Origin of the sequence: Sphingomonas sp. Leaf343 (genome assembly GCF_001423765.1) — a bacterium.
In the GTDB taxonomy this organism is placed as follows: domain Bacteria; phylum Pseudomonadota; class Alphaproteobacteria; order Sphingomonadales; family Sphingomonadaceae; genus Sphingomonas.
In genome coordinates this window covers 335,701-354,185 of sequence record NZ_LMPG01000010.1, presented here as the reverse complement: position 1 = coordinate 354,185, position 18,485 = coordinate 335,701, and the positions used below count along the sequence as shown (strand labels likewise).

The 18,485-nt window shown below is 69.6% G+C and carries 16 protein-coding genes and 1 other annotated feature; of the genes, 5 read left to right on the top strand and 11 right to left on the bottom strand.

Going from position 1 to position 18,485, the window contains the following annotated elements; genetic code table 11:
* Positions 1-72: 72 nt before the first annotated feature.
* Complete coding sequence (locus ASG07_RS06930) at positions 73-2,262, bottom strand: hypothetical protein (protein WP_055843717.1); 2,190 nt, start codon at positions 2,260-2,262, stop codon at positions 73-75.
* A gap of 197 nt (positions 2,263-2,459) precedes the next feature.
* Between ASG07_RS06930 and ASG07_RS06925 the strand changes: the two genes are divergently transcribed.
* The 4 genes from ASG07_RS06925 to ASG07_RS06910 all read left to right on the top strand — a co-directional run bounded on the left by ASG07_RS06925 (position 2,460) and on the right by ASG07_RS06910 (position 6,605).
* A complete protein-coding gene (locus tag ASG07_RS06925; RefSeq protein ID WP_055843715.1) occupies positions 2,460-2,771 on the top strand; it encodes an Hpt domain-containing protein in 312 nt (103 codons plus the stop codon).
* A 172-nt stretch (positions 2,772-2,943) separates the two neighbouring features.
* Positions 2,944-4,125 carry a hypothetical protein gene (locus tag ASG07_RS06920; RefSeq protein ID WP_055843713.1) on the top strand — a complete coding sequence of 394 codons (1,182 nt, stop codon included), beginning with the start codon at positions 2,944-2,946 and terminating at the stop codon, positions 4,123-4,125.
* 36 nt (positions 4,126-4,161) lie between these two features.
* Positions 4,162-5,259: a DUF2336 domain-containing protein gene (locus tag ASG07_RS06915; protein ID WP_055843710.1), complete on the top strand. Its 1,098-nt coding sequence runs from the start codon at positions 4,162-4,164 to the stop codon at positions 5,257-5,259.
* Complete coding sequence (locus ASG07_RS06910) at positions 5,256-6,605, top strand: PAS domain-containing sensor histidine kinase (protein ID WP_055843708.1); 1,350 nt, start codon at positions 5,256-5,258, stop codon at positions 6,603-6,605. Before ASG07_RS06915 ends, ASG07_RS06910 begins: the two co-directional genes overlap by 4 nt.
* Before the next feature lie 12 nt (positions 6,606-6,617).
* On the opposite strand, the gene ASG07_RS06905 is transcribed toward ASG07_RS06910, so the two are convergent.
* The 3 genes from ASG07_RS06905 to gltX are packed head-to-tail and all read right to left on the bottom strand — an operon-like array spanning position 6,618 to position 9,562.
* On the bottom strand, positions 6,618-6,824 hold the full coding sequence (locus tag ASG07_RS06905) for a hypothetical protein (RefSeq protein WP_055843706.1): 207 nt from the start codon (positions 6,822-6,824) through the stop codon (positions 6,618-6,620).
* A gap of 7 nt (positions 6,825-6,831) precedes the next feature.
* Positions 6,832-8,115 carry a citrate synthase gene (locus ASG07_RS06900; protein ID WP_055843704.1) on the bottom strand — a complete coding sequence of 428 codons (1,284 nt, stop codon included), beginning with the start codon at positions 8,113-8,115 and terminating at the stop codon, positions 6,832-6,834.
* Between the two features lie 31 nt (positions 8,116-8,146).
* The gene (gltX, locus tag ASG07_RS06895; protein WP_055843702.1) at positions 8,147-9,562 is read right to left on the bottom strand and encodes a glutamate--tRNA ligase; all 1,416 of its coding nucleotides are present in this window, start codon (positions 9,560-9,562) and stop codon (positions 8,147-8,149) included.
* A 28-nt stretch (positions 9,563-9,590) separates the two neighbouring features.
* Here gltX and ASG07_RS06890 point away from each other — a divergent pair, with 28 nt between their 5' ends.
* The gene (locus tag ASG07_RS06890) at positions 9,591-11,723 is read left to right on the top strand and encodes a ComEC/Rec2 family competence protein (RefSeq protein WP_201780972.1); all 2,133 of its coding nucleotides are present in this window, start codon (positions 9,591-9,593) and stop codon (positions 11,721-11,723) included.
* Between the two features lie 210 nt (positions 11,724-11,933).
* Here the strand turns inward: ASG07_RS06890 and lexA are convergent, their stop codons facing one another.
* From lexA to ASG07_RS06855, 7 genes are all read right to left on the bottom strand, one after another.
* Positions 11,934-12,605, bottom strand: coding sequence for a transcriptional repressor LexA (gene lexA / locus ASG07_RS06885; RefSeq protein WP_055843701.1), 672 nt, complete (start codon positions 12,603-12,605; stop codon positions 11,934-11,936).
* Positions 12,606-12,679: 74 nt separating this feature from the next.
* The gene (locus tag ASG07_RS06880; RefSeq protein ID WP_055843699.1) at positions 12,680-13,861 is read right to left on the bottom strand and encodes a molybdopterin molybdotransferase MoeA; all 1,182 of its coding nucleotides are present in this window, start codon (positions 13,859-13,861) and stop codon (positions 12,680-12,682) included.
* A gap of 40 nt (positions 13,862-13,901) precedes the next feature.
* Entirely contained in the window at positions 13,902-15,380 is a 1,479-nt protein-coding gene (locus ASG07_RS06875) for a SulP family inorganic anion transporter (protein WP_055843697.1), read from the bottom strand.
* A 34-nt stretch (positions 15,381-15,414) separates the two neighbouring features.
* Positions 15,415-15,468 (bottom strand) — a sequence feature (sul1 is cis-regulatory element that is thought to sense ions involved in sulfur or methionine metabolism; They are found in Alphaproteobacteria).
* A 175-nt stretch (positions 15,469-15,643) separates the two neighbouring features.
* On the bottom strand, positions 15,644-16,114 hold the full coding sequence (moaC, locus tag ASG07_RS06870; protein ID WP_055843696.1) for a cyclic pyranopterin monophosphate synthase MoaC: 471 nt from the start codon (positions 16,112-16,114) through the stop codon (positions 15,644-15,646).
* Positions 16,111-16,896, bottom strand: coding sequence for an indole-3-glycerol phosphate synthase TrpC (gene trpC / locus ASG07_RS06865; protein WP_055843694.1), 786 nt, complete (start codon positions 16,894-16,896; stop codon positions 16,111-16,113). Before trpC ends, moaC begins: the two co-directional genes overlap by 4 nt.
* Positions 16,893-17,888 carry an anthranilate phosphoribosyltransferase gene (trpD, locus tag ASG07_RS06860; protein ID WP_055843689.1) on the bottom strand — a complete coding sequence of 332 codons (996 nt, stop codon included), beginning with the start codon at positions 17,886-17,888 and terminating at the stop codon, positions 16,893-16,895. The genes trpC and trpD overlap by 4 nt, the downstream gene beginning before the upstream one ends.
* On the bottom strand, positions 17,885-18,469 hold the full coding sequence (locus ASG07_RS06855; protein WP_055844024.1) for an anthranilate synthase component II: 585 nt from the start codon (positions 18,467-18,469) through the stop codon (positions 17,885-17,887). Before ASG07_RS06855 ends, trpD begins: the two co-directional genes overlap by 4 nt.
* Between the last annotated feature and the right edge of the window lie 16 nt (positions 18,470-18,485).

Below are 18,485 nucleotides of genomic sequence, written 5' to 3'. Positions count from 1 at the left end.
GCAGCGATGCCTTCTCCGGACGGCATGCCAGGGTTCGATCCCGCACCCCCTCCAAAGCAGGGGAACGAGCGGCTACCGCAACCGCTCGATCGCCTGCGCCAGGGCGACGTAGAGCTTGCCCATGTCCGACGACAGCAACGTCACCGCCAGCGGCGATCCGTCGCGTTGCGTCAGGATGCCGCGCAACATCGCCTCGAAATCGTGGATGTAGCGGTTGACGTTGTCGCGGAACACGGCGTCGTCATCGTACAGGCGCGACACGCGGGCAAGTTCGCTTCCCTCCAGCAGGCGCACCGCGCGGCGGGTGAAGACGCCGCGGTCGCCCTTCAGATACGCCGCCCACGCGCTGTCGGACACGTCGCGCCCGAACACCTTGGCGATGTCGATCGAAGCGGAGTTCAGCGCCTCGATCAGCAGCGAGACGCGGCGCGACAGCGTGGCGCTGTCCGCCTGTTCCTGCACCTCGCGCGCCTCCTCCAGCCGCGCCTCGACCAATGCGGTCTGCTCGGCGATGCGCTGGACATGGGCGGCGAGGCGTTCGGTGGCCCCGGTCGCGGCGGTGACCGCCCCGCGCGTCGCCTCGGCAAGGGCGTCGACCTGACGTTCGACCGTGTTCGTCGTCGCCCGGCGCATCGCGTCGCCGGCCGAATCCTCCAGCGCGGCGGCAGCCTCCGGAATGACCTTCGCCAGCGTCTCGCGCGCGCGGTCGGCGGCGATCTGGGCGGTTTCGCGGACCCGGGTCAGCGCCTCCAGCAGGCGGGGCGCGGCCTCGTCGGCGAAGCGGTTGGTGCGACCGATCGTCTCGTCGACCATCGCACCGAGCGCGTCCGCCTTGTCGCGGCCGTTCTCCAGCGTATCGAGCAGCGCCATCGACAGTTGATCCAGCGTCTTGCGCTGATCCTGGATGACTGCGGCGATCGCCTCGATCGCATCGTGCGTGCTCTCGGCGGCGGTGACGAGCGCGAGCAGTTCGGGCTTGGCCTGACCGACGATCTTGCGGCTGCCGTCGATCCGCGCGTCGAGGCGGTTGAGCGCTTCCGGCAATGTCTCGTCGATCTCGCGCGCGGCGGCGTCGAGCGCGATCAACAGCGATTCGGTGGTGCCGATCGTCTTCAACGCCATGGCATCGCCGGTCTTCAACGCCTCCGTCATCGCATTCGCCGAACCGCCGAGCGCGCTGATCGAGGCGGCCAGATGCTGCGTCCGGTCGACACCCTGCGCGTGGAGCGCGTCCAGCCGCTGCTCGACCGCGGCGATGCCGTCGTGCAGGCCGCCGACCAGAATGTCGCTGGCCCCGTGTTGCTGGTGCAGGCGATTGGCGATCAGTTCGATCGCCGCATCGATCGCGCCGACCCGCTCGCCCAGCGCACTGACGCTGTCATGCGCGGCCGCGTGGAGCGCCGCCTGACGCTGGTCGACCAGCCCGAGCATGGCGTCGCCCTGATCCGCCAGATCCGCGCGTGAGCGTTCCATCGTCGCCGTGGCGCGGGTGGCGAGCAGCTCCACCGTCTCCGCCATGGCGGCGGCGACCTGTTCCAGTTTCGATCCGGCGGTGTGCCCGCTGTCGCCGATCCGTTGCAGGTGGCCGGCGAGCGACGCGACCGCGGTGGTCGAGAGCGTGTCCGCCTCCCGCGCACGGTCGGTCAGTGCCGACAGCTGCGCATCGAGTGCTGCGACATGGGCAGCAGCGCCCAGTCCGGCCTGTTCGATGCGACGGCCGACCTCTTCGCTGTCGGCCTGCGCCGCCGGCATCGCGGCGAGCAGTTCGCCGACCGTGGCGCGTGCGCGCTCGGCGGCGGTGGCGAGGGTGGCGGCGTGGGCGCGGGCGGCATCGACTTCGGCCGACAGGCCGCGGCCGACCGCCTCCAGCCGATCCGCCGCCACGTCGCCGACCGACGCCAGCGTCGACAATTGATGCGCGATCTGTTCGCGTTGCAGGTGCAGCGATTGCGACAGGGCGGCGATCCTGCGTTCCAGCGCCTGCGCCTCGCCGCGCATCGCGCGCGCGGTCAGGGCGAAGCGGCGCGCCTCCGACCGGCTGCTCCGCTGCGCGAGGAGCCAGACGATGCCGATCAGCGCCGGGACGGTCGCCAGCGCGGCGACGAACTGCACCAGCGCCACCGGTGGCAGCGCGGGCAGCGATGTCCACGCCAGCGCGAGCATGCCGCCGATCCATGCGAGCGCCAGCACGACCGCCAGCGCCGGCAACACCCGGTCGCCACGACGCGGCGCGACGATGTCCGCCTCTACCAGGTCGAGCACGTCCTGCTCCTGCGGCTCGACCTCATAGTCGGAGCGGCGATAGTCGGACGCCGTATCGGCTGTCGGCCAGAGATCGTGATTGCCCAGCGTATCCCCCTTGGTCGCCGTTTGATTTGCCGTCGTTTACCATCTTTACGCGCCACGACCAGCCTCGTGCGGCAACCTGTCGTTAACGAACGCGGCCTAGCGTCCGGGGGATGGCGTATGATCCCGGAGCAATCGATTCGACCCTGGCCGCCGCGGTGGGCGACGAACCCGGCCTGATCGCCGAGTTGCGCGTGGCGTTCGTGGCGAGCGCGGAGAAGGCGCTGGCGCAAATGGCGTCCTCGACGCAGGTCGATGGCTGGCGCACCGGCGCGACGCGGTTGAAGGGGCTGGCGGCCAGCTTCGGTGCCGTGCGCCTGATGGCGCTGGCGGCATCGGCCGCGGACGGGCGCGCCGGCGATGTCGCGATGCTGTCGAAGCTAAAGCGCGCGGTGGCCCGGCTGGAGGGCGAGGGGGCGGTTTAGCGGCCTCCGCCGGAACTCTCTCCTTGCGAAAGGCCGGCCCTGTAACCCGCCGCCCTTTCGCAGGGCCTTGCCACGCGCAACCCGCTCCGAAGACTGGCGACATCGCCCGCCGCCGCCCCGAACAAACAGAAGGGCGGTTGACCCTCGCCGCCCGGTCCCTATCAGCCCCACGATGCTTGCGGGGCTTCTTTTCGCCGAACTCGAGGCGCTCGATCGTCCGGGAACGCTGATCGCGACGCTGCCCTTCGGGGGCGGGACCGTGATCGAATATCAGGCGCGGCTGCTTATCGCGGCGGGCGCGGCACAGATCATCGTATCGGTCGGGCGGCTGACGCCCGAACTGCTCGGCGCGCTCGGCCGGATCGGCAAGCGCGGGGTTGTGGTCGATACGGTGCGATCGGCGGTCGAGGCGCAGGCGCGGCTACATCCCCTGTCGACGATCGTCGTGGTCGCGGACGGCCTCATCACAACGCAGGGTCTGATCGATGGCTTCGGCAGGAGCGACACCGGTGGCGACGCGTTGCTGGTGCTGCCGGCCGAAACGGCCGGACCCGATTACGAACGACTGGGCGGACAACTCGCCTGGGGCGGGGTGGGCCGGATCGACCCGCGCCGTATCGCGGAGGTCGCGGCGTTGCCCAACGACTATGCGCTGCAATCCAGCATCCTGAGGCTCGCCGAACAGGCGCAGGCGGTGCACGTCCCCCTCTCGCTGGAGGATGTGCGGGACGGCCACGGACTGGAACACAGCGCGGTCGCGTTCGCCGCGCGTGGACGGATGGTGCTGGCCGCGACGGTGGCGGACCGGCGCGACTGGTTCAACGCCGCGATTCTGGGGCCGATCGCGCGGGCGGTGTCGCCGCGACTGCTCGACCGGCATATCGCGACGGAGGCCGTGGTCGGCGGCGGAGTCGCGTTCGGGCTGGCCGGGCTGACGGCGCAGGTCATGGGGATCGCTTGGCTGGGCCTGTTGCTGGTGCTGGCCGGCGTGCTGGGCCTCGGCATTGCGCGGGTGCTGGCGGCGCTGCGCGACGAGGAGCGGCTGGCGCAGGCCGGGCGGCTCGGCACACTCGCGCTGCCCGCGCTCGCGGTCGCCGTCGCCGGACTGGTCGAGGGCAGCGGCGGTGGCGTCGCGCCACTGCTGGCCGGCGGTCTGCTGTTCCTGGGCGGGCTGGCGGAACGGGCGATCCGGCGTGATCGGCGGCGGCGCTGGTGGGGCGGGCCACCCGCCTATCTGCTGGCGACGACGGTGGGGGCGGTGATCGGCTGGCCGGTCGCGGGGCTCGGGCTGGCGGCGGCTTACGCGGCGGCGACGCTGACGGCGGCGGTCGAATCGCTTCGGGATCAGGCTTAGGCGCTCATTAACGACGTTGGCGCTAGACATCGCGCCATGTCGCCACGATCGCATCAGGACACCGTCTCCGCGTGGGACCGCGACGCGCTCGCGGGCCGTGCGGCGCGCGGGGGCGATCGCGCGGAGGCCGAGCTGGCCGGGGCGATCGCCGATTTCTTTCTGGCGGACGATACCCGGCTGGACGACCGGACCCGCGCCGCGCTGGCGGCGGTCGTGCGCGGTATCGTGGCGGGGGTCGAGGCGGATATCCGCCGGCACGCCGCGCGACTGCTCGCCGACCGGGACCGGCCCGCGTTGGCGGAGGGCGTGCTGATGCGCTCGCCCGACGTCTTGGGGCGGCTGATGCGGGCGGGCGTGTTGCGTGATGCCGACCTGATGAACGAACTGATCGCGCGGGTCCGGCTCGACCTGATCGAGGAGGCGCTGCCCGTGGCTGTGTCCGGGCCGGACATGCCCAGCCTGCTCGTGCGGCTCGCGAACGCACCCGATCGCGTCGTCGCCGCGGCGGCTATGGCCTTGCTGGCAGCGGACAATCGCCGCCGCGATGCTCATGAAAGCGGCGTCGGGATCGACGTCGACCTGCCGGCGGACCTGCATCGGCGGCTGGTCTGGTGGACGGCCGCGGCCGTGCGCGGCAGCCCCGAAAGTGGGACCGACCCGGAAACCGATCACGCGATAGCCACCGCCGCCCAACGCACCCTCACCACCCATGACGACACCGACCGGGTGGATACGGTGGCGCAAAGGCTGGCGGTGGCGATCATGCCCCGGCGCAGCGAACTGCCGGACCTGCTGGTCGAGTCGCTGGGCGACCGGCGACTGCGACTGTTCGTCGCGCTTCTGGCGCAGGCGCTGGACGTGCCGGTCGACCAGGCGCGGGCGATCACGCTGGAGCCGGCGGGAGATCGGCTGTGGCTGGCCTGCCGTGCGATCGATCTCGATCGGTCGACGATCGCGCGAATTGCGCTTGCCTTGGCCGATGCAGACCCGACGCGCGACATCGAAGCGTTTGCGGACGAACTCGATGCAATCGCCGCGGTGGCGAACGACGATGCCCGTGGCGCGCTGGCGTCGCTGGCGCTGCATCCGGATTATCGCGGCGCGATCCGGGCGCTGGCCGGGCGCGTACGATGACTGTCGTCGAGAGCAGGAGCGCCACGGTCGCGCACGCCATAGTCGATGCGGAGGGGCGGCTGGTGTCGGCCGATCCCGCCATCGCGTCGTTGAACCGACGTGCCGGCGGGGCGGAGGGGCAGGTTCTGGCGGTTCCGCAACTGGCCACTGCCGCACGATTGGCGCGGCGATTGGGGATCGTCGTCGCACGAAAGATCGTGGTCGCCGACGACGAGAATGATATCGCCCTGTGGGTTCGGGCGCAGCCCGAAGATGGCCATGTCCGCCTCGCTGCCAGCGGTTGGAGCGAAACGGCGGTCTGGGCACCGATCGGCGACATGCCGGGCGTGGTGCCCGGTGATGGTCAGTGGCGGTGGGAGACCGATACGGCCCTGCGGCTGACGTTCGTATCGCTGGAGGCTGGCGCGTTGCATGGCTTCGATCCGCTGGCGATGCTTGGTCGACCGGTCGCGGCGTTGTTCGGCTTTACGGCGGCGGATGACGGAGCGATGCCGATGCTCGACGCGCTGGCGAAACGCCGGGCGTTCAAGGCGCAGCCGGCGGTGCTGAAGCCGACCGGGCGCCCCGTCCAGCTGTCGGCACGGCCGCGTGCCGATGCGAACGGCGACTTCGCCGGACTGGTGGGGACAGTCGCCGACCGGCACGATCCGGTTGCGCCCGGCGACGACGAGACCTTGCCGGCGAGCTTCACGGTCGGACTGGACCGTGCCTTACGTGCGCCCCTGGCGCGGATCGTGGCGAACGCGGACAGTATCCACGCGCAGGCGGACGGGCCGATCACCCCGGGCTACGCCGACTATGCCGCCGACATCGCCAGTGCGGGGCGGCATTTGTTGTCGCTGGTCGACGATCTGGTCGACCTCCAGGCGATCGAGCGGGCAGAGTTCCGGCCGACGATCGAGCCGATCGACCTGGCCGACGTGGCGAGGCGTGCGGCGGGATTGCTGACAGTCCGCGCGGACATGGCGGGCGTCGCCATCGAGCGGCCCGGAATCGACACGATGGCGCCCGGGTTGGGGGATTTCCGTCGGGCGTTGCAGATCCTGGTCAATCTGATCGGCAACGCGGTGCGCTATACCGGGAGCGGCGGGCTGGTGCGGATCGAGACATCGGTTGCCGACGGGCACGCGTGCGTCACGGTGATCGACGCTGGCAAGGGCATCGCTCCGGAGGATCAGGCGCGGATCTTCGACAAGTTCGAGCGGATCGACCCGAGCGAGCCGGGCGGTAACGGGCTGGGCCTGTTCATCGCGCGGCGACTTGCCCGGGCGATGGGCGGCGACCTGACGGTGGCAAGCGTGCCGGGCGAGGGCGCGCGGTTTACGCTGGGCTTGCCGGCGGGTTGAGGACCCAGGGACCTACCGCCGCGGCAATCGCCTCGCGACCAGCAGCATCAGCAATCCCGCGACGGCCAATCCCGCCCCGTAATCGGCCCAGACCCGCTGATCGAGCATGAAGCTGGACGCGGGCCAGTGGATGTAACCGAGCCCCTGGCCGATCCAGAGCAATCCCATGAGCGTCGCGAGGACGCCCAAGGTCAGCAGGATCGCGCGCAGGGGCCGCATAGTCGCCTCAGCGCTCGGCCACGGGAACGTAGCTGCGCTGCGTCGGGCCGGTGTAGAGCTGGCGCGGACGGCCGATCTTCTGGTCGGGATCGGTAATCATCTCGTTCCACTGAGCAACCCAGCCGACGGTGCGGGCCAGCGCGAACAGCACGGTGAACATCGACGTCGGGAAGCCGATCGCCGACAGGATGACGCCCGAGTAGAAATCCACGTTCGGAAACAGCTTCTTCTCGACGAAGTACGGATCGTTGAGCGCGATCTCCTCGAGCTGCAGCGCCACGTCGAACAGCGGATCGGTGACCTTCAGCTCGGCGAACACCTCGCGCACGGTCTTCTGCATCACCGTCGCGCGCGGGTCGTAGTTCTTGTAGACCCGGTGGCCGAAGCCCATCAGGCGGAACGGATCGTTCTTGTCCTTGGCGCGGGCGATATACTCCGGGATGCGATCCGGCGTGCCGATCTCGCGCAGCATGTTGAGCGCCGCTTCGTTCGCGCCGCCATGCGCCGGACCCCACAGGCAGGCGATGCCCGCCGCGATGCACGCGAAGGGGTTCGCGCCCGACGATCCGGCGAGGCGGACGGTCGAGGTCGATGCGTTCTGTTCGTGATCGGCGTGCAGGATGAAGATGCGGTCCAGCGCCTTCTCGATCACCGGGTTCACGACATAGGGCTCGGCCGGGACACCGAACGTCATGCGCAGGAAGTTGCCCGTGTAGCTGAGCGAATTGTCCGGATACAGGAACGGCTGGCCGACGCTATACTTGTACGCCATCGCCGCGATCGTCGGCATCTTGGCGAGCAGGCGGTGCGAGGCGATGACGCGCTGCGCCGGATCGTGAATGTCGGTCGAATCATGGTAGAAGGCCGACAGGGCGCCGACGACACCGCACAGGATCGCCATCGGGTGCGCGTCGCGGCGAAAGCCGCGGAAGAAGGTGGCAAGCTGTTCGTGCACCATCGTGTGGCGCGTGATCGTGGTCGAGAAATTGTCCAGTTCGTCCTTCGACGGGAGTTCGCCGTTCAGGAGGAGGTACGACACCTCCATGAAGCTGGATTGCTCGGCCAGTTCGCCGATCGGATAGCCGCGGTGCAGCAACACGCCCTGATCGCCGTCGATATAGGTTAGCGTCGACTGGCACGATGCCGTCGAGGTGAAGCCAGGGTCGTAGGTGAAGGCGTCCGTCTGCGCATACAGTTTCCGGATGTCGATCACATCCGGCCCGATCGTCCCCGACATGACCTGATAATCGAGCTGCTTGGAGCCGAGGGAAAGCTTCGCGGCGTCGGTCATTCCACCATCCTTGTTCTAGCTGGTCGTAGTCTTAGCTGGCCATTTGGTCGGCGATGCGACCGAGGCTTTCGCCGCGCCCGAGCAGCGCGACGACATCGAAGATACCGGGCGACGTGCGTCGTCCGGTCAGCGCGGCGCGGAGAGGTTGCGCGACCTGGCCGAGCTTCAAGCCCCGCGCGTCGGCGACCCGCCGTACCGCAGCTTCGATTCCGTCCGTATCCCAGCCGTCGAGCGCGTCAAGCGCCGCATGAACCTCCGTCAGGATGGCCGGTGCGTCGCCCGCGAGGAGCGGAGCCGCCGCCTCGTCGATCGTCAGCGGTCGCGTGGCGACGAGGAACTGCGCCCCGTCCGCCAGTTCGTTGAGATTGGCGGCGCGCGGCTTCAGTGCGGGCATGGCAGCGGCGAGACAAGTCTCGTCGGCCCCCGTCACGCGGGCGGCCACCAGCGCGGCGAGACGCGCGTCATCGGCTTCGCGGATATAATGGCCGTTGAGATGTTCGAGCTTCTTCAGGTCGAAGCGCGACGGGCTCTTGCCGACGGCGGCGAGGTCGAACCACTTCACGGCCTCGTCGCGTGCGATGATCTCCGCGTCGCCATGGCCCCAGCCAAGGCGCAGCAGGTAATTATCGAGCGCCTCGGGCAGGATGCCGAGCTCATCGCGGTACGCCTCGATCCCGACCGCGCCGTGGCGCTTCGACAGCTTGGCACCATCCGATCCGTGGATCAGCGGAATGTGTGCGTAGACCGGTTCCGGCCAGTCGTTCGCGCGATAGATCGGCAACTGGCGGAAGGCGTTGTTGAGATGATCGTCGCCGCGGATGACGTGGGTCACGCCCATGTCGTGATCGTCGACGACGACCGCGAGCATATAGGTCGGCGTGCCGTCCGAGCGCAGCAGCACGAGGTCGTCGAGTTCGGCGTTCTGGACCGTCACCGATCCCTGGACCCGATCGTCGATCATCACCGATCCTTCCTGCGGGGCGCGAAGGCGGACGACGAAGGCCTGATCGGCGGGACCATCGGCGCGATCGCGCCACGGGCTGCGGATGCGGAGCGGCTTCTTCGCGGCCTGTGCCGCCTCGCGCTGTGCAGCGATCTCTTCCTGCGTCATCCAGCAGCGATAGGCGTGCCCGCTCTCGACCATCGCATGGGCGACGTCGGCATGACGATCGGAGCGGGCGAACTGGAACACGGCGTCGCCGTCCCAATCCAGTCCGAGCCAGCGCATGCCGGCCAGGATCGCGTCGATCGCCGGCTGGGTCGAGCGAGCGCGATCGGTATCCTCGATCCGGAGCAGGAACTTGCCGCCATTGTGGCGCGCGAACAGCCAGTTGAACAGCGCGGTGCGCGCACCGCCCAGATGCAGGAATCCCGTCGGCGAAGGCGCGAACCGCGTGACGACGGAGGTGGCTTCGGGCGTGTTGCCCGGAACGGTTGTTGCGCTCAAGCGCGCGTGCTCCCAGACTGTGGATCGAATGGCCAGTTCAGCCGCCGCAGCCCCTAGCACGCACCCTCGGCTGCGACAAATTGCGGCTGTGCAGCATCGGCTGGAGCTGTTGCTGGAGGCGGAGCGCGACCAGCTGGTGCTGTGGCTGCCGGTGATGGTCGGCGCAGGCATCGCTGCGTGGTTCGTACTGCTGCGGCGAAGCGAGTGGACCGCGGCGATGCTGGGTCTGGTGGCGGTCGCGTGTCTGGCGGCGGCGATGGGTCGCGGCGGGCGAGCGAACCGCGCCGTTGCCGTGGGAGCACTGGCGATGGCGATCGGACTGGGTCTGGTGTGGTGGCGGGCCGAGCGCGTCGCGGCCCCGGTGCTGCCACGGCCTGTGGTCGCGGCGTTCACGGCGCGGGTCGAGCGTGTCGAGCCGCTGGTGGCGCGGGAACTGGTGCGGCTGAGCCTGTCGCCGATCGACGTGCCCGCATTGCCGCGGCGGGTGCGGGTCAATCTGGCGGAGGCGGATGCGCCGGTCGGGCTGACGCGGGGAGCCGTGGTGCGACTGCGGGCGCGGCTGATGCCGCCGCCGGGTGCCGCCGTTCCGGGGGCCTACGACTATGGGCGGGTGGCGTGGTTCGCGGGGGTGGGTGCAACGGGACGGGGGTTCGCGCCGGTGGAGGTCGTGACGGCCGGGAATCTGGACAACGGGATGCGGACGGCGTTGACGCGTCACATCGGCGAGCGGGTGGCGGGGAGCGCAGGAGGCGTGGCGGCGGCGCTGGCGACCGGCGACGTCGGATCGATCGCGGAGGAGGATGCCGAAGCGATGCGCGCTGCGGGGCTGGCGCATCTCCTGTCGGTCAGCGGGCTGCACATTACCGCGGTGGTAGGCGCGACGATGCTGGTCGTGATGCGGTTGCTGGCGCTGTGGCCGGCGCTGGCGTTGCGCGTCCGGCTACCGTTCGTCGCGGCCGCGGCGGGTGCGGCGGCGGCGGTGGGGTATACGCTGCTGACGGGCGCGGAGGTGCCGACGATCCGGTCCTGCGTGGCGGCGTTGCTGGTGCTGGCGGCGCTGGCGATGGGGCGGGAGGCGATGACGCTGCGGCTGGTGGCGGCAGGCGCGATCGTCGTGCTGCTGGCGTGGCCGGAGGCGCTGGCGGGTGCGAGCTTTCAGCTGTCGTTCGCGGCGATCACGGCGATCGTGGCGCTGCACGACCATCCTTGGATGCGCGTCTTTGCCGAGGTGCGGGAGGAGGGCGTGCTGCGGCGATGGGGCAGGGGGGCTGCGTTGCTGTTGCTGACCGGTGTGGTGGTGGAGGCGGCGCTCATGCCGATCGCCGTGTACCACTTCCACCGGGCGGGATTGTACGGGGCGCTCGCCAATATGGTCGCGATCCCGTGGACGACATTCGTGGTCATGCCGTTGGAGTTGCTGGCGCTGATACTGGACGGTGCGGAGCTCGGTGCACCGGTCTGGTGGCTGGTGGAGCGGGCTTTGTGGGCGTTGCTGTGGCTGGCGCGGGTGGTGGCGGCGGCACCCGGAGCGGTGCGGGCGTGGCCGGTGATGCCGGATGCGGCCTATGCGTCGATCGTCGTCGGGGGGCTGTGGCTGGCGCTGTGGCGGACACGGTGGCGGCGGTGGGGTGCGGCGCCGCTGGCGGTCGGGATCGGATGGGCTGCGATGACGCCTGCGCCGGACCTGCTGGTCAGCGGAGACGGGCGGCATGCGGCGGTGCGGACGGAGTTCGGCGCGATGGCGCTGCTGCGGGACCGGGCCGGCGAATATATGCAGAATGTGCTGACGGAGAATGGCGGCGTGAAAGGCGCGCCGATGACGCTGGACGGTCTGCCGGGAGCGAGGTGCAGCGCGGACCTGTGCGGCGTCGATGTCTCCGGGCGGCGGGTGGTGATGACGCGGAGTGCGTATCTGGTGCCGGCCGTTGAGCTGATCGCGGCGTGCAAGCGGGCGGATGTCGTGGTGAGCGAACGGCGGTTGCCGGTCGGGTGTCGGCCACGGTGGTTGCGGCTGGACCGGGATGTGCTGGCGCGGAGCGGCGGCGTGGCGGTAGGTCTGCGCGGCGGGTGGACGGCGACGGTGCGGCGGGCCGGGGACGAGCACCCATGGGTCTTGGCGGCTGGGCAGAAGGATGTGGGCGCGGGACTTCGGCGGCCCTGAAGCTGGATGTTTTTAGCGTATTAAGAAATTGAGCTGTCGAAGGTTAGTCCATGCGGCGTTTTAATGACGCCCGCTCTCGGGTCGGTCGCGCTTGCGGAAAAGCTCTCCCCAGGGGAAGGGCGCGGCTTCGGGATGATCGGCGACCCTCCATTTTCTTGAGGGCTGCCTTTCTCGGGTCCGCTTTACCCGGACCGCCCCTTTAAAGCAGCCTCAGTCGTAGCGGCGGAGGATGCCGGACAGCTTGCCCTGGATCCGGACCTGTTGCGGGCTGTAGCGTTGCGGGTCGTAGGCGCGGTTGGCGGGGTCGAGGCGGACCATCGCGCCTTCGCGGCGAAAATACTTCAAGGTCGCTTCGGCGTCCTCGATCAGCGCCACGACGATTTCGCCGTCGCGGGCGGTTTCGGTGCGGCGGACGAGGGCGTAATCCCCGTCGAGGATGCCGGCCTCGACCATCGAGTCGCCGGCGACTTCGAGTGCGTAATGTTCGCCCGAGCCGAGCAACGCGGCGGGGACCGCCAGCATCGACGAGCCTTCGAACGCCTCGATCGGGACACCGGCAGCGATGCGACCGTGCAACGGGATCTCGACCACGTCGTTCGCTGGCTGGCGAAGTGGAGGAAGTGGAGGTGTCGGTGCCTTCGTCTTCGGAGCCTTCTTCGCATCGACACGCTCGGGCATGCGCAACACCTCCAGCGCGCGGGCGCGGTTGGGGAGACGGCGGATGAACTGGCGTTCCTCCAGCGCGGAGATCAGGCGGTGAACGCCCGATTTCGACTTCAGGTCGAGTGCATCCTTCATCTCCTCGAACGAGGGCGACACCCCCGTCTCGGCGAGGCGATCGTTGATGAAGCAGACCAGCTCGTGCTGCTTGCGCGTGAGCATCGCGTTTCCCTCCGTCGGAACCCGGCTGTCCTTCAGAACAGACGAGGAACCTATATGGAACGTAAAACTCGCCGTCAAGCGATCCCCAAGATTTCCGCCGAGTCGCCGGCCTTCGCGGGCGGTGCGTCGGTCGGCCGGACGATGAGGCAGGTCGACCGTGCGAGCGTCAGCAGCATCGAACTGTCCTGAATCGTAGAGGCATAGGCACGGCCGTCGCGGATTTCTGCCCGGAGATAGTCGGTGCGCGGACCGTTGGCGGGAAGGTCTTCGCCAAGGATCACGGTGCTGGTCTGCGGCAGCGGGTCACGCGCGCCGGCGAGATGCGCGATCAGCGGACGGACGAAGAGGGTCGCAGTGACGAAGGCGGATACGGGGTTGCCGGGCAGGCCGAGCACCGCCGCGTCACCAAGACGGCCGGCCATCATCGGCTTGCCGGGGCGCAGTGCGATGCGCCAGAAATCGATCGTGCCGCCCGCCGCCTCCAGCGCGGGGCGGACGAGATCGTGATCGCCGACCGAGGCGCCGCCGGTGGTGACGACCAGATCGGCCTCGACCGTGGAAAACGCATCGCGCAGGGCGTCGAGCCGGTCGGGCAGGATACCGAGATCGACGATGTCGACGGGCAGATCCGCGAGCATCGCCGCAAGCATGACGCCGTTCGATTCGGGCAGTTGCGTTCCGACCGGCAGCGTTCCGGCGGGGACGAGTTCGTCGCCGGTCGCGGCGATCGCAACGCGGATGCGGCGGCGGACGGGAAGGGTCGCGAGGCCACCGGTGGCGGCGACGGCGATGCGGGCGGCGGTCAGGCGGTCGCCGGCGGCGATCAGGCGGGTGCCGGTGTGAAAGTCGAGGCCGCGTGTGCGGGTGTTGCGGCCGACATAAGCGGGCCCTTCGCCGGTCAGCATCAGGCGGTCGCCATCGCGGCCGGCCTCTTCCTGGATCAGGACGGTGTCGGCACCGGCGGGCATCGCCGCGCCGGTGAAGATGCGGGTGGCCTGTCGTGCTTCCACACTGCCGTCGAAGGGGCGGCCCGCGGCACTTTCGCCGATCACCGTCCAGGGGCCGGGCAAGTCGGCGAAGCGGATTGCGTAGCCGTCCATCGCCGACAGGTCCGCCACCGGCTGAGTCCGCGCGGCGAGGATGTCGGCGGCGGCCCAGCGGCCGGCGGCGTTTGGAAGGGGCACGTCCTCTGTGGAAACCGGCGGTTTGAGGGCGAACAGCCGGGACTGGGCTTCGGCGACGGGAACGAGGGTCATGTCGCGAGCCTTGCCATGCCGGTTGCGCCGGGAACAGGCATCAGTGCGGAGTGACGCCCATCTCCACCCCGGTTTTGTCATGCAGCGCGAAGCGATCGACGAGATCGGCGCTGGCGCGGTTATAGCCGATCACGGTCACCTCCGCACCGTCCCGGCGCAAACGTGCGACCGCCTTGTCGAGCGCACCGACGGCGGAGATGTCCCAGAAATGCGACGCGGTGACATCGATCAGGACGCGGGCGGCGGATTCCGGCATGCGGAACGCGCGGGTGAACCGGTCGACCGAGGCGAAGAAGATCTGGCCGGTGACGATGTAGGTGGCGACTGGTCCTTCCTCGGTTCGCTCGACCGCGAACATGCGGCGGACCTTGCCGGCGAAGAAGATGCCGGACAGCAACACCCCCGCGAGGACGCCCTGCGCGAGATCGCGCGTGAGGACGACGACGGCGACGGTGACGAGCATGACGACGGAGGAGGTCGGCGGGTGGCGGCGCAGGTTGGGAATCGAATTCCAGCTGAAGGTGCCGATCGACACCATGACCATCACGGCGACCAGCGCCGGCATCGGGATGCGGCCGACGAACGGGCCGAGGACCGCGAGCAGGAACAGCAGGAAGAGGCCGGCGGTGAGCGTCGACAGGCGGGTGCGGCCGCCGGAGGTGACGTTGATGACCGACTGACCGATCATCGCGCAACCGCCCATGCCGCCGACGAGCGCGGCGGCGATGTTGGCAGTGCCCTGACCGGCGCACTCGCGACGCTTGTCGCTGTCGGTGTCGGTCATGTCGTCGACGATCTGCGCGGTCAGCAGCGATTCGAGCAGGCCGACCGCCGCCATCGTCAGCGAATAGGGAAGGATGATGCGCAGCGTGTCGAGCGTCAGCGGCACCTGCGGCAGGTGCAGGCTCGGCAGCCCCTGCGGCAGGGCACCCATGTCGCCGACGGTGGTGACGGGCACCGCGAAGCCGATACTGACGGCCGCCAGCACGAGGATCGCGACGAGCGGGGAAGGAACCGCTTTCGTGACGCGGGGCAGGAGGTAGATGATCGCCAGGCCGGCCGCGACCATCGCGTAGGTTTCCCATCCACGGCCGATCAGTTGCGGAAGCTGCGCCGTGAAAATGAGGATCGCCAATGCGTTGACGAAGCCTGTTATCACCGAACGTGAGACGAACTGCATCAGTAGGTCGAGCCGGGCAAGGCCGGCGATCATCTGGATCAGGCCCATCAGGATCGTCGCGGCGAACAGATATTCGACGCCGTGGTCGCGGACGAGCGGGACGATGACGACCGCGACGGCGGCGGTGGCGGCGGAGATCATGCCGGGCCGACCGCCCGTGAAGGCGATGACGGTGGCGATCGCGACCGAGGCGTAGAGCCCGACGCGCGGGTCGACGCCGGCGATGACGGAAAACCCGATCGCCTCCGGGATCAGGGCGAGCGCGACGACGATGCCGGCGAGCAGGTCCGCGCGCGGATTCGACAGCCAGTCGCGGCGAAGCGAGGCGAATAGGGTCATGGGGGAAAGTTCCGAGTGTGCGGCACGGTCGCCGCGCTGTCCCGGGGATAGGCGCCGGGCCGAGCCACCCGGCTGAGCCGGGTCCGTCTTGTTCGGGGCTTGTAGGCCGGGGTTGGGGTTGAGGGCAAGGGGTGGCGCGTGGCCCACCCCGACTCGCTACCTCCCAATCTGAGGGGGCGGATCGGGTGGAGCCTTGGCCGTGTCGCTGGTGGAGAGACCCTCCCCCAGCCCCTCCCAGGGGGAGGGAGCTGGACGGGGGAAGCTTAGTTCGCCGCCCAGTCGCCCGACTTGCCGCCCGTCTTCGTCAGCAAACGTACGCCGTCGATCGTCATGGCTTTGTCGACGGCCTTTACCATGTCGTACACCGTCAGCAGCGCGACCGTCGCGGCGGTGAGAGCTTCCATTTCGACGCCGGTCTGGCCGGTCGTGGCGCAGGTGGCCGTGACGGTGACGCCGGTGTCGGTCACATCGAGATCGATCGCGACCTTCGATAGGGGCAGGGGGTGGCAGAGCGGGATCAGGTCGGACGTGCGCTTGGCGGCCATGATCCCGGCGACGCGGGCGACGGCGATCACGTCGCCCTTGTTGGCGGAGGCGTTGCGAACCAGCGCGAGCGCGGCGGCGGACATGGAGATGCGGCCGGTCGCCACCGCCTGACGCTTCGTCCGCTCCTTGTCGCCGACGTCGACCATCCGCGCCGCGCCGGTGTCGTCGAGATGCGTCAGGCCGCTCATCCGTTCAGCAAGGTCCGCGTGGCCGCCTCGACATCGGCGTGCCGCATCAGCGCCTCACCGACCAGGAAGCAGCGGACGCCGTGCCGGGCGATCGCCTCCAGATCGGCATGCGTCGTCAGCCCGCTTTCGGCGACGAAGGTGCAGTCCGGCGGGGCAAGTGCGGCCAGCTTCCACGAGCGCGAGGTGTCGACCGAGAAGTCGCGCAAGTCGCGGTTGTTGACGCCGATCAGGCGCGAGCGGAGCTTCAGCGCGCGGTCCAGTTCATGTTCGTCGTGGACCTCAACCAGCACGTCGAGATGCTGTTCGATGGCGGCGGCTTCGAGCTCGGCGAGCGTGGCATCGTCGAGCGCGGCGACGATCAGCAGGACCGCGTCCGCGCCCAGACTGCGCGCCTCGACCACCTGATAGGGGTCGACGGTGAAGTCCTTGCGGAGGATGGGCAGCGACACGGCGTCACGCGCTGCGATCAGGTACGCGTCCGCCCCCTGGAAATATCGCTCGTCGGTCAGCACGGACAGGCAGGCCGCGCCACCCGCCTCGTAGGCGCGGGCGTGGGCGGGGGGATCGAAGTCGGGGCGGATCAGGCCCTTGCTGGGGCTGGCCTTCTTGACCTCGGCGATCAGCGCGGGGCCCGGTTTCGCGTCCAGCGCGGCGCGGAAACCGCGCGGCGGCGTCGGGGTCCGCGCGGCGAGATCGGCGTAGCTGGTCGCCGCCTTGCGGGTTGCGACCTCCTCTCGCTTGGTGGCGAGGATCTGGTCGAGCATGTTGGCGTAGGTGGTCATGCGTAAGCGATCCAGCGGTCGAGCAGCGCGTTGGCGTCGCCGCGGTCGATCGTCTCGGCGGCGAGCGTCGCGCCGTCCGTCAGGGTCGGGGCCTTGCCCGCCAGCAGCAGCGCGGCGGCAGCGTTGAGCAGGACGGCGTCGCGATAGGCGCTGTGTTCGCCGGCGAGCAGGCGGCGGAGCGCGAGGGCGTTGTGCGCGGCATCGCCACCGCGGATCGCCTCGACGGGAGAGCGGGGGAGGCCGGCGTCCTCGGGCACGACGCGGGAGGGGAGCGAGGCGCTGCCCACCGATACGACGACGCTGGGGCCGGCGCCGGACAGTTCGTCCAGCCCCTCCTCGCCGGAAACGACGAACGACGCTTCGGTGCCGAGCTGCTCCAGCACGTCGGCGTAGAGCGTGGCATAGTCGGGGCGCGCGATGCCGATCAGCTGGCGGGTGACGTGCGCGGGATTGGCGAGCGGTCCCATCAGGTTGAAGATCGTGCGGCGGCCGATCGCGCGGCGGATCGGAGTGATGCGGCGCATCGCCGGATGGTGGTTGGCGGCGAAGAGGAAACAGATGCCGATGTCGCGCAGGCTCGCCTCCGCCGACGCGCCCGCTGCGGCCATGTCGAGGCCGAGTGCCTCCAGCGTGTCCGCCGCTCCCGCCTTGGACGACGCGGCGCGGTTGCCATTCTTGGCGACGGGCACGCCGGTCGCGGCGACGATCAGCGCGACGGCGGTGGAGACGTTGAGCGTGTGGTGGCCGTCGCCGCCGGTACCGCACACGTCGATTGCACCGGCGGGTGCCTCGATCGGGATCAGGCGGGCACGCAACGCGCGAGCCGCTTCCGCGATCTCGATCGAGGTTTCGCCACGCTCGGTCAGGCCGATCAGAAAGGCGGCGATCGCCTCGTTGCTGGCGCGACCGTCGAGCACGTCGGCGAAGGCGGCGGCGGCGCTTTCGCGAGACAGCGGGCTGTCGGTCGACGGCAGCAGCGCGAGCGTCGTCATGCGCGCTCGGTCACTTGGATGCCGGCGTCGCGCAGGAAGTTGGCGAGCATCGCGTGGCCATGTTCGGTGGCGATGCTTTCGGGATGGAACTGAACGCCGTGGATCGGCAGCGTCGCGTGGCGGAAGCCCATGACGGTGCCGTCCTCCGCGCGGGCGTTGACGAGCAGCGTGTCGGGCACGTCGTTGACGATCAGCGAGTGATAACGGGTGGCGGTGAATGGCGACGGAAGCCCGGCGAACATGCCGCTGCCGTCGTGCAGCACGGGCGAGGTCTTGCCGTGCATCAGGCCGCCGCGTTCGACCTTGCCGCCGAAATGCTGGCCGATCGCCTGATGGCCGAGACAGACGCCGAGCAGCGGCCGACCCGCGTCGGCGGCGGCAGCGACGAGGTCGAGGCTGACACCCGCCTGCGTCGGCGTGCAGGGGCCGGGCGATATCAGGAACGCCTCCGCCCCCGACGACAGCGCCTGCCCCGCCGAAATGGCGTCGTTGCGCACGACCTCCACCTCTGTTCCCAGTTCCATCAGATAGTGGACGAGGTTCCAGGTGAAGCTGTCGTAATTGTCGATTACGAGGATCATGGCCGCCGCCATAGCC